The organism is Aeromicrobium sp., assembly GCF_036676885.1.
Lineage (GTDB): Bacteria > Actinomycetota > Actinomycetes > Propionibacteriales > Nocardioidaceae > Aeromicrobium.
This window is the reverse complement of the sequence record NZ_JAKFCB010000341.1, coordinates 1-10,684: the sequence shown is the minus strand read 5'-3', so window position 1 is coordinate 10,684 and position 10,684 is coordinate 1. Positions and strand designations below refer to the sequence as shown.

General features: G+C 68.7%; 12 protein-coding genes. 7 read left to right on the top strand and 5 right to left on the bottom strand.

Going from position 1 to position 10,684, the window contains the following annotated elements; translation table 11 throughout:
• Both V6M46_RS15995 and V6M46_RS15990 read right to left on the bottom strand, forming a co-directional pair.
• A partial coding sequence (locus tag V6M46_RS15995) for an acyl-CoA dehydrogenase family protein (RefSeq protein ID WP_332666867.1) occupies positions 1 to 1,046 on the bottom strand: 1,046 nt, incomplete at its 3' end.
• A 15-nt stretch (positions 1,047 to 1,061) separates the two neighbouring features.
• A complete protein-coding gene (locus V6M46_RS15990) occupies positions 1,062 to 2,210 on the bottom strand; it encodes a CaiB/BaiF CoA transferase family protein (RefSeq protein WP_332666865.1) in 1,149 nt (382 codons plus the stop codon).
• A 104-nt stretch (positions 2,211 to 2,314) separates the two neighbouring features.
• Between V6M46_RS15990 and V6M46_RS15985 the strand changes: the two genes are divergently transcribed.
• The gene (locus V6M46_RS15985) at positions 2,315 to 3,127 is read left to right on the top strand and encodes an alpha/beta fold hydrolase (protein ID WP_332666863.1); all 813 of its coding nucleotides are present in this window, start codon (positions 2,315 to 2,317) and stop codon (positions 3,125 to 3,127) included.
• Between the two features lie 15 nt (positions 3,128 to 3,142).
• Positions 3,143 to 4,228, top strand: coding sequence for an NAD(P)-binding domain-containing protein (locus V6M46_RS15980; RefSeq protein ID WP_332666862.1), 1,086 nt, complete (start codon positions 3,143 to 3,145; stop codon positions 4,226 to 4,228).
• Positions 4,229 to 4,262: 34 nt separating this feature from the next.
• On the opposite strand, the gene V6M46_RS15975 is transcribed toward V6M46_RS15980, so the two are convergent.
• The gene (locus V6M46_RS15975; RefSeq protein WP_332666861.1) at positions 4,263 to 4,958 is read right to left on the bottom strand and encodes a hypothetical protein; all 696 of its coding nucleotides are present in this window, start codon (positions 4,956 to 4,958) and stop codon (positions 4,263 to 4,265) included.
• 69 nt (positions 4,959 to 5,027) lie between these two features.
• Positions 5,028 to 6,449 carry an MFS transporter gene (locus V6M46_RS15970; RefSeq protein WP_332666860.1) on the bottom strand — a complete coding sequence of 474 codons (1,422 nt, stop codon included), beginning with the start codon at positions 6,447 to 6,449 and terminating at the stop codon, positions 5,028 to 5,030.
• A 59-nt stretch (positions 6,450 to 6,508) separates the two neighbouring features.
• Here V6M46_RS15970 and V6M46_RS15965 point away from each other — a divergent pair, with 59 nt between their 5' ends.
• Both V6M46_RS15965 and V6M46_RS15960 read left to right on the top strand, forming a co-directional pair.
• Positions 6,509 to 6,943 (top strand): winged helix-turn-helix transcriptional regulator, encoded by a 435-nt coding sequence (locus V6M46_RS15965; protein WP_332666859.1) that lies wholly within the window; start codon positions 6,509 to 6,511, stop codon positions 6,941 to 6,943.
• Between the two features lie 52 nt (positions 6,944 to 6,995).
• On the top strand, positions 6,996 to 7,538 hold the full coding sequence (locus V6M46_RS15960) for a PadR family transcriptional regulator (RefSeq protein ID WP_332666858.1): 543 nt from the start codon (positions 6,996 to 6,998) through the stop codon (positions 7,536 to 7,538).
• Here the strand turns inward: V6M46_RS15960 and V6M46_RS15955 are convergent.
• The gene (locus V6M46_RS15955; protein ID WP_332666856.1) at positions 7,511 to 7,753 is read right to left on the bottom strand and encodes an SCO4848 family membrane protein; all 243 of its coding nucleotides are present in this window, start codon (positions 7,751 to 7,753) and stop codon (positions 7,511 to 7,513) included. The genes V6M46_RS15960 and V6M46_RS15955 overlap by 28 nt on opposite strands.
• A 26-nt stretch (positions 7,754 to 7,779) precedes the next feature.
• Between V6M46_RS15955 and V6M46_RS15950 the strand changes: the two genes are divergently transcribed.
• The 3 genes from V6M46_RS15950 to V6M46_RS15940 form a co-directional block, all read left to right on the top strand.
• Positions 7,780 to 8,184 carry a nuclear transport factor 2 family protein gene (locus V6M46_RS15950; RefSeq protein ID WP_332666855.1) on the top strand — a complete coding sequence of 135 codons (405 nt, stop codon included), beginning with the start codon at positions 7,780 to 7,782 and terminating at the stop codon, positions 8,182 to 8,184.
• A 5-nt stretch (positions 8,185 to 8,189) separates the two neighbouring features.
• Positions 8,190 to 10,214 (top strand): NADPH-dependent 2,4-dienoyl-CoA reductase, encoded by a 2,025-nt coding sequence (locus V6M46_RS15945; RefSeq protein ID WP_332666853.1) that lies wholly within the window; start codon positions 8,190 to 8,192, stop codon positions 10,212 to 10,214.
• Between the two features lie 31 nt (positions 10,215 to 10,245).
• Positions 10,246 to 10,684: DUF1697 domain-containing protein (locus V6M46_RS15940; protein ID WP_332666851.1), on the top strand; the 439-nt coding region annotated here is incomplete at its 3' end.

Sequence of the window (10,684 nt, the reverse complement as noted above, 5' to 3'; positions counted from 1 at the left end):
GGGTACTCCGTCATGTAGCCGTAGCCGCCGTGCAGCTGGAGACACTTGGCTGCCGCCTTGTTCTGCAGCTCGGTGGTCCACCACTTGCCCATCGCGGCTTCCTCGATCGTCAGCTCGCCCCTGCCGAGCGCGACAATGCTCTTGTCGACGAATGCCTGGCCGATCTGCATCTCGGTCTCGAGCTCGGCGAGGACGAAACGGGAGTTCTGGAACGAGCCGATGGGCTTGCCGAACGCCTTGCGCTCCTTGACGTAGTCGAGCGTCATGTCGAGGATCGCCCGGGTCGCGGCCATGGCGCCGACCGAGATCGCCAGGCGCTCCTGCGGCAGCTTCTCCATCAGGTAGATGAAGCCCTTGCCCTCCTCGCCGAGCAGGTTGTCGACCGGCACTCGTACGTTGTCGAAGAACAGCTCGGCGGTGTCCTGCGCCTTGAGGCCCATCTTGTCGAGGTTGCGCCCGCGCTCGAACCCCTCCATGCCGCGCTCGAGCACGATCAGCGAGACGCCCATCGCGCCGGCCTCGGGATCGGTCTTGGCCGCGACGATCACGAAGTCGGCGAGGATCCCGTTGGAGATGAACGTCTTGGCGCCGTTGACGACGTAGTGGTCGCCGTCGCGCACCGCCGTGGTCTGGATCGCCTGCAGGTCCGATCCCGTGCCGGGCTCGGTCATCGCGATCGCGGTGATCATCTCGCCGGTGCAGAACTTCGGCAGCCATCGCTGCTTCTGCTCCTCCGAGGCGTACGACAGGAGGTAGCCCGACACCAGGTCGGTGTGCAGCACGAAGCCGACGCCGCTCGCGCCGATGCGGATGATCTCCTCGTCGAGCACGGCGTTGAAGCGGAAGTCGTTCATGCCACCGCCGCCGTACTCCTCGGGCATCATGAACCCCAGCAGCCCGAGCTCTCCGGCCTTCTCCCAGAGCTCACGCGGCACGATGCCGTCCTTCTCCCACTGGTCGTGGTGAGGGGCGATCTCCTTCTCGCAGAACGTTCGCACCGTCTCGCGGAACGCGTCGTGGTCCGCCTCGAATATGTCTCGCTTCATGGTGCTCCCTCTGTTTCAGTCCGCTTGGATGGCGACGCCGTCGGCGATGAGCTCGTCGACGTCGGTGATGCCCCAGGCGGCGAGCGCCTCGGCGGTGTCGGCACCCGGCCGCGCCGGGCGGGTCGTCAGGGTGGTCGGGGTCTGCGAGAACCGCGGTGCAGGCGCGGGCTGCACCAGGCCCTCGTGCTCGACGTACGTGCCGCGGGCGACGTTGTGCGGGTGCTGCGCCGCCTCGTGCATGGGTACGACCGGCGCGACGCATGCATCGGTGCCCTCGAAGGTCGTCGCCCACTCGGCCTGGGTCCTCTGGGCGAAGGTGTCGGCGAGGACCTTGCGCAGCGCGGGCCACTGCGCGATGTCGTTGCGGTCCGGCACGTCCTCTAGGCCGAGCACCGCGATGAGGACCTCGTAGAACCTCGGCTCGAGGGCGCCCACCGACATCCATCGGCCGTCGGACGTCTCGTAGACGTCGTAGTAGGGCGCGCCCGAGTCGAGCAGGTTCGTGCCGCGCTCGGTGCTCCACAGACCCGCGGCCTGCATCGACAGCTGCATGCCGAGCAGATGCGCCGCGCCATCGGTGATCGCCGCATCGACGACCTGCCCCTCGCCGGTCGCGCGGGCATGGGTCAGGGCAGCGAGGACACCAGCGACGAGATACATCGAACCGCCGGCGAAGTCGCCGAGCAGGTTGAGCGGGATCTGCGGCGGTCCGCCGGCCCGGCCGATCGGGTCGAGTGCGCCGGCGACGGAGATGTAGTTGAGGTCGTGGCCCGCGGACTGCGACAGCGGACCGTCCTGGCCCCACCCGGTGATACGTCCGTAGACGAGCCGGGGGTTGCGGGCGTGGCACGCCTCCGGTCCGAGCCCGAGCCGCTCGGTGACACCGGGTCGGAAGCCTTCGATCAGGATGTCGGCACTCTCGACGAGCTCGAGCACGACCTCGACCGCGCGCGGGTCCTTGAGGTTCAGCGCAGCGGACGGACGGCCGCGACTGAGAATGTCCTGCTCGGTCGGCACCACCAGGCCCGCGCCACCGGGTCGGTCGATGCGGATGACGTCGGCACCGAGATCGGCGAGCAGCATGCCGGCGAACGGCCCGGGGCCGATCCCGACGAGCTCGACGACGCGTACGCCCTGCAGTGGGCCGGAGCTGGGATTCGTCACGACTTGATTGTGACAGTGCCACTGTCACAATCACAAGTGACCCGGGTTACATACCCTCGGTACGGTATGTGTCATCATCAATGTCACGTTCGGAAAGGAACCACATGACGACTCGACTCGCGTACACCCGCAAGGGCTCAGGTGAGCCCCTCCTGCTGATCCACGGCATCGGGCACCGCCGACAGGCATGGGACCCGGTGCTCGACCGGCTGGCCGAGTCGTACGACGTCATCGCGATCGACCTCGCCGGGTTCGGCGAGTCCGAGCCCTATCCGAACGGCACGGCGTACACGATGGACAACGCCTGCCGGATCATCGGCGAGAACCTGCGGGAGTGGGGTGTCGACCAGCCGCATGTCGTCGGCAACTCGCTCGGCGGTGCGATCGCGCTCGAGATGGGCGCGCGCGGCCTGGCCCGGTCGGTCACTGCGCTCAGCCCGGCGGGGTTCTTCCGCAGTCTCGGCGATCGCGTGCAGGCCCTCGTGCTGCTGCTGGTGCTGCGGTTCGCCGCGATGGCCCCGATGCCGGTCCTGAAGGCGGTCTCGCGAAGTGCGTTCGGCCGCCGGATCTGCGGCCTCTCCCTCTACTCGCACCCCGAGCGCTTCGACAACACCGCGGTGCTCGGCGATGCGATCGCACTCAAGCAGGCCGCGGCGTTCGAGGGGACGCTGAAGGCCGGGTTGCGCTACGCGTTCACCAGCCCGGTCGACGTGCCGGTCACCATCGCCTGGGCGACCCGCGACCGGATCCTGCGATTCGGCCAGTCCGCCCTCGCGCAGGAGCGCCTCCCGAATGCGCAGCACGTCGCGCTGCCGCACTGCGGTCATGTCCCGATGATCGACGACCCCGACCTGATCGTCCGGGTCATCGACAACACCGTCAGCGACGCCTCCGAGTCGGCGGAACAGGCCGCCTGAGCGTCCGCTGGGCATATGTTGTGGCCTTCGGGCGTTCTTCCTGCCGTGGAGATCCTCGACTCGGTGGTGATCGGCGGCGGGCAGGCCGGGCTGTCCTCGTCGTACCACCTGAAGAAGCGCGGAATCCCGCACGTGCTCCTCGACTCAAACCCCCGCCCGGGCGGCGCGTGGCAGCATCGCTGGGACGCGCTCACGATGCGCGACGTGCACCGGGTCTCCGACCTGCCCGACGACCCGATTCCGGACGCCGCCGAGAACGAGCGGGCCAACGCCTTCGTGCCGTCGTACTTCGCCGACTACGAACGTACGCACGAGCTGCCGGTGATCCGTCCGGTCCAGGTCCGATCCGTGCGGGACGAGGACGGGTTGCTGCGCATCGACGCCGAGCAGGGCTCCTGGCTGAGCCGGACGCTCGTCAACGCGACGGGGACCTGGTCGCATCCGTTCATCCCGTACTACCCCGGCGCCGAGACGTTCGCCGGCGAGCAGCTGCACACCGTCGACTACCCGGGACCGGAGCACTTCCGTGGCAAGCGGGTCCTCGTCGTGGGCGGCGGCGCCTCGGCGGTGCAGTTCCTCGGCGCTCTCCGGCCGCTGACCGACACGATCTGGGTCACCCGGCGCGAGCCCGTGTGGCGGACCGACGAGTTCACGGCGGAGATCGGACGCGAGGTCGTGGCCCGGGTCGAGGAGCGTGTACGCCAGGGGCTGCCGCCGCGCAGCGTCGTCAGCGTGACCGGACTGATGCTCCGCGAGCAGGAGCGTGAGGCCGAGCGCCTCGGCGCGTACGAGCGCCGACCCATGTTCCGCTGCATCGAGCCCGATGGCGTGCGATGGGCCGACGGCACGTTCGAGCCCGTCGACGTGATTCTCTGGGCCACCGGCTTCCGGCCGGCGATCGAGCACCTCGGCCCGCTGCGGCTGCGCAGCCCGCGTGGCGGGATCCAGCTCGACGGGACGACGGCCGTCGCCGACCCACGGATCCAGCTGGTCGGCTACGGGCCGTCCGCGAGCACGATCGGCGCCAACCGGGCCGGCCGGTCCGCGGCGCGCGGCGTCGCCGGCTGGCTGGCATCAGACGTGGTCGGCGAGCTCGCCTGACCGTACGCGGCCGCGCCCGGGCGCTGCAGGACTCTCAGGACCCGAGGCTGGCGAGGTCGACGACCTCGTCGGAGGAGGGCGCCGTTGCCTCGTCGACCTTGTCGTACGAGAAGTTCAGCGTGCCTTCACCCTCGGCATCCCCGGACACGAGGCTCACCGGCTTGCCGTCCTCCTTGTCGACGTAGAGCGTGCCCTCACCGTCGTTGAGCGCGACGCAGTCGACGCCGTTGACCTTCTTCTCCTTGCCCTTGGTGACCTTGCCTTCCGGGTCGAGCAGCTCCTCGACGAACTTGTCCTTGGACACGAAGTTGCCTAGCGCGGCGAAGCTCTGGTTGTTGGGGTCGATCAGCACCCACTTGTCACCGATGAGGTTCATCGCCTCGGCCGGCGCCCCGGTCGACTCGAAGAACGCCTTGTCGGCCTTGAAGTACGACTTGCCGTCAGCCTTGAGCAGCTCCAGCTGCATACCGCTGACGCCGACCGAGCCCGATGCGGTCTCGCCGGCGAAGGCGAGGTCGACCTCGATCTCGCTGTCGGACTCCGCGTCGGTGCCCTTGCCCTCGATCGTGACGAAGTCCTCCTTGGCCAGCTGCTTCTCGGCTGCGGCGAGGATCTTGTCGGCGGAAAGGTCGGCAATGCCGTCGTCCGAGCCCCCGCCGTCGGAGCCGCATCCGACGAGGGCGAACGTCGAGGCGACGACGAGGGCTGAAAGGCGAGTACGGATGCGCATCGTGATCTCCTGTGGGATGGCGGCCCCTGCTGGCGCCATCGAGACGGAATGGTCACAGCCTCTCGTGAATCACCGGCTCTCGCCACCACTTTGCGGACGTACGAGCGCGTTGACCAGGCTCACCCCGACGGCGACCAGCGCGGCGACCAACGGGACGAGGAGCGCGGTCCGATAGTCCTCGAGCGCGTACGTCCCACCGGCCGACACCGCCACCAGCAGCGCGGACACCACGGCCAGCCCGAGAGCGGCACCCACCTGGAACGCGGTGTAGAGCAGGCCGCCGGCCAGACCGTGCTCGGAGTCGTCGACGCCATCCGTGGCCGCGATGGCCAGCGTCCCGTACGCAAGGGTGAACGCCAGGCCCATCGCGACCAGGCTGGGCAGCATCGCGAAGTAGGACCAGTCCGCGGTCATGGGCAGGAACAGCAGGAACGCCGCCGCCTGGGCCAGCACTCCCGCGGTCAGCACCGGAGCGTGCCCGAACCGCGTCACGAGCCAGGGCGTCAGCGTGGGCGCCAGAACGCCGTCGATCGCCATGATGAGCAGCGCGAGGCTCGTCTCGAGGGTCGACCAGCCGCGCAGCTCCTGGAGATACAGGACGATGACGAACTGGAAGCTGAAGAATGCCGCGGAGAACAGCAGCGCGACGAGGTTGACCCGGATCACGGTCCCGACCCGGAAGATGCCGAGGCGCACGAGGGGCTCACTCGCCCGCCGCTCGATGCCGACGAAGGCAGCGAGGGCCGCGGCCGCAGCGACCCCGTTGACCAGGGTCATGGTCAGCGAGGTGTGGGACGCCCGCTCGAGGGTGTTGACGAGCAGCAGTAGTCCGGTCGCGAGCGCGACCGCGCCCTTGAGGTCGAGCTGCCGGAGGACACGTCGCGCCTGGACGGTGTCCGCCGGGACGAGCCGGACCGCGAACGCGAGGATCACCGCCGACATGATGACCGGAGCGAAGAACACCCAACGCCAGTCCGCGAGGGTGAGCAGGCCGCCCAGCACGAGGCCCAGGCTGTAGCCGGCGGCCCCCGCGGCGCCGTAGATCAGCAGCGCCTTCTGGCGGGCGGCGCCCTCGGCGTACCCCGTGGTGATGATCGACAGGCCGGCCGGTGTCATGAACGCCGCGGCCACCCCGGTCACGAAGCGCGCCACGATGAGCATCCACGACTCGGTGGCGAGGCCGCCGATGCCGGAGAAGACGACGAACACCGCCAGCGGGATCAGGAACATCCGGCGGCGCCCGAGCAGGTCCGCCGCGCGACCTCCCAGGAGCAGGAAGCCGCCGTAGCCCAGGACGTACGCGCTCATGACCCACTGCAGTCCGCCGGCGCTCAGGTCGAACTCGGCGCCGATCGACGGGAGCGCGACAGCGAGCATCGCGATGTCCGCGCCTTCGAGGAACAGCGCTCCGCTCAGCACGAGCAGGAGCCCGAGGCCCCGTGCATCGAGGCGCTTGATCTCCGGCTCGGAGGGCTGGGTCGACGTCGTCATGGTGTCCTTTCGTGGTTACCTCTTGTAACTGACCCCATCGTGCGTCACTATGGGGAACTATGGAAGAAGGCACTTCAACGTCACCCGGTTCCTGCGACGTAACCGGCGAGACCGATGCGTTCCAGTGGGACACCCGCGAGGACTGCGAGGTCAGGCAGATCCTGGACCGCGTCGCCGACAAGTGGTCGCTCATGGTCATCTCGCTGCTCGGCCACCGGACGTTGCGCTTCACGGAGCTCAAGCGCGAGATCGACGGCGTCAGCCAGCGCATGCTGACCGTGACGCTGCGCCACCTCGAGCGCGACGGCCTGATCCAGCGCACGGTGCACCCGGTCGTGCCGCCGCGTGTCGACTACGAGCTCACGGACCTGGGCTGCGGCCTGATCGAGACGATCCAGTCGCTCGTCCGGTGGACCGAGAGCAACCAGGAGGCGATCATCCGTGCCCGGATCGCCTTCGACCAGCGCCAGGCCGAGGCTGCCGCCTCGGCGTGATCTGGGTTGCAACCCGTTGCATAGCAACTCGTTGCATAGTACGGTCGCGGGCATGGCGCTCGAGCACGCGATCCTGGTGTCCCTCGCGGAGAAGTCCGCGTCGGGCTATGACCTCGCGCGCCGGTTCGACGCGTCGATCGGGCACTTCTGGAAGGCCAGCCACCAGCAGATCTACAAGGTGCTGGGCCGCATGGAGTCCGACAAGTGGGTCGAGGCGCACCTGGTCGAGCAGTCCGGCCGACCGGACAAGAAGGTCTACGCCATCACCGGCGAGGGGCGCGCGGAGCTGATGCGCTGGTCGTCGACGCCCACGCCGATCGAGACGTACCGCAGCGAGTTCGCGGTCAAGCTCCGCGGGCTGCGGTTCGGCGATCGCGACGCCGTGCTGTCAGACGTACGCGCTCGCCGCGAGGCCCACGTCGCGCAGCTCGCGTACTACGAAGCCAGCGCCGCGAAGCACTATCCCGACCCCTCTGCCGTCGGTGATGACGAGCTCGGCGCCTATCTCGTGCTGCGCGCCGGCTTCATGCAGGAGCAGACCGGCATCGCGTGGTGCGACGAGATCCTTCAGGCCTTCGGGGTGGCCGAGCGATGAGCGCGTATGCCCACCAGCAGCACGCCGAGGCCGATCACGACCGCCGTCGTGATGAGCACCGCATGCACCCAGAAGAACGCCGTCGGCGCGCTGTCCCAGTGCGCGCCGTCCCACGCCCGGTCGTCGTCGACGACCGCCTTGGCGAACCGTGGCCAGATCACGACGTTGAACACGCCCGCGACGATGAGGAACCGGGCAGCCAGCTTCGAGATCACGTGACCATCCCATCACAGGAGTCCGCATGAAAGCCTTCCGCGCTGCCGTCGAGGCGGGTGACTTCGCCGCGCTCGGCGACCTGCTCGCCGAGGACGTCGTGTTCCGCAGCCCCGTCGCCTTCAAGCCGTACGAAGGGCGCGCCATCGTCTCGGCGATCCTGCGCGGCGTCGGTCGGGTCTTCAGCGACTTCCGGTACGTCCGGGAGCTCACCGACGACGACCAGGGCGGCTCAGCGCTGGTGTTCGAGACCGTCGTCGACGGGGTCAGCGTCAACGGGATCGATCTGATCCGTGTCAACGAAGCCGGCCTGATCAGCGAGCTCACCGTGATGGTGCGCCCGCTGTCCGGCGCGAATGCCCTCGCCGAGGCGATGGGCAAGCAGTTCCCCCAGATCCAGGAAGAGGCCATCGCTGCGATGGCCGGAGAGTGAACTCGATGACCAGCCCTTATCCGCATCTGCTCGAGCCGCTCGACCTCGGCCACACGACCCTGCGCAACCGGGTCATCATGGGCTCGATGCACACCGGCATGGAAGACCGCGCCAAGCACCTGCCGGAGCTCGCGGCGTACTTCGCCGAGCGGGCCAAGGGTGGCGTGGCGCTGTCGGTGACCGGCGGCTACGCGCCCAACTGGCACGGCTGGCTACTGCCGTTCGGCTCGCTCATGACGTCGAAGCGCCTCGCCGACAAGCACCGGATCGTCACCGACGCGGTGCACGAGCACGACGGCAAGATCGCGATGCAGCTGCTGCACGCCGGACGCTATGGCTATCACCCGTTCAAGCGCGCCGCGTCCAGCAAGCCGTCACCGATCACCCCACTCGGCAAGCCCAAGGCGATGTCGACCAGGGAGGTCGACCAGACCATCACCGACTTCGCCAGGTCCGCCAAGCTCGCACAACGGGCCGGCTATGACGGCGTCGAGATCATGGGGTCCGAGGGATACCTGATCAACCAGATGCTCACGGCGCGGACCAACGACCGTACGGACCGGTGGGGCGGCAGCGCCGAGAACCGCATGCGCTTCCCGGTGGAGATCGTCGAGCGGGTGCGCGAGGCCGTCGGCGACGACTTCATCGTGATGTACCGGATGTCGCTGCTCGACCTCGTCGACGACGCCCAGAGCTGGGACGAGACCGTCACTCTCGCCAAGAAGGTCGAGGCGGCCGGCGTCTCGATCATCAACACCGGCATCGGCTGGCACGAGGCCCGCATCCCGACGATCGTGACGTCGGTGCCCCGCGGCGCGTTCTCGTGGGTCACCGGCAAGCTGCGGCCGGAGGTGTCGGTGCCGGTCGTCGCGTCCAACCGCATCAACACGCCCGAGATCGCCGAGGAGATCATCGCGTCGGGCCAGGCCGACCTCGTGTCGATGGCGCGACCGCTGCTGTCCGACCCGTACTTCGTCGCCAAGGCTGCGGAGAACCGCGCCGACGAGATCAACACGTGCATAGCCTGCAACCAGGCATGCCTCGATCACACGTTCAAGAACCAGCGCGCGAGCTGCATGATCAATCCTCGTGCGGGTCACGAGACGTCGCTCGTGCTGTCCCCCACCCGTACGTCCAAGCGAATCGCCGTGGTGGGCGCCGGGCCTGCGGGGCTCGCCGCGGCGACCGAGCTGTCGGGGCGCGGGCACACGGTCGAGCTGTTCGAGGCGTTGCCGGAGGTCGGCGGCCAGTTCCGGCTGGCGATGCAGATCCCCGGCAAGGAGGAGTTCAAGGAGACCATCCGCTACTACTCCCGGCGCCTGGAGCTCGGCGGAGTCAAGGTCCACCTCGACACCACGGCCACCGTCGACGAGCTCGCGAGCTTCGACGAGGTCGTCATCGCGACGGGTGTCGAGCCACGCATCCCGTCCGTCCCCGGCGTCGATCACCCCAAGGTCGTCAACTACCAGGACGTCATCCGGCACCGCGCTCCCGTCGGCCGCCGCGTCGCGGTGATGGGGGCCGGCGGCATCGGGTTCGACGTGTCGGAGTTCCTGCTGCACGAGCCCGACGAGTCCGTCGAGCACTGGATGCAGCGATGGGGCGTGACCGATCCCGAGCTCGAGCGCGGCGGGCTCGCGACCAAGCTCAAGGCTCCGCCGAAGCGCGAGGTCGTCCTGCTCCAGCGCAAGACCACCGAGCTCGGCAAGGGCCTCGGCAAGACGACGGGCTGGGTGCACCGGCAGACCCTCAAGGACTCCGGCGTCGAGATGGTCAAGGGCGTCACGTACGACCGGATCGACGACGAGGGCCTGCACATCACCGTCGCTGTCGGGGACACCAGCGAGTCACGGGTCCTCGACGTCGACACGGTCGTGCTGTGCACGGGGCAGGAGTCCGTACGCGATCTCATCGAGCCGCTCGAGGCGCTCGGCAAGCCGGTGCACGTCATCGGCGGCGCTGATGTCGCCGCCGAGCTCGACGCCAAGCGCGCCATCAAGCAGGCCACGGAGCTCGCCGCGAGGTTGTGACCGCGCTCCGGCCGAGCGGCATACTGATCCGGTGAGCACCCGGATCGTCCTCCTGCGCGCCGTCAACGTGGGCGGGACGCAGCTGCCCATGGCCGAGCTGCGCGAGATCGCCACCGACCTCGGAGCGACAGACGTGTCGACGTACATCGCCTCCGGCAATCTCATCGCCGACGTCCCCGGCAAGGGCGCCGACTTCGACCGTGCCCTCGAGAAGGCGATCGAGCAGCGCTACGGCTGGTTCCGTGATGTCATCTCCCGCACGCCGGCGCAGGTCGGCAAGGCCCTCGATGCCCACCCGTTCGAGGTCGTCGAGCCGAAGTACTCATACGTCTCCTTCCTCGCCGGCAGGCCGACCGCCGACGCGATCGCGAAGGCCGAGACGTACGAGACCGGCGACGACCGGTGGCAGGTCATCGGCACCGAGCTGCACATCCGGTACGCCAACGGCGCTGGTCGCCCGCAGATGAAGG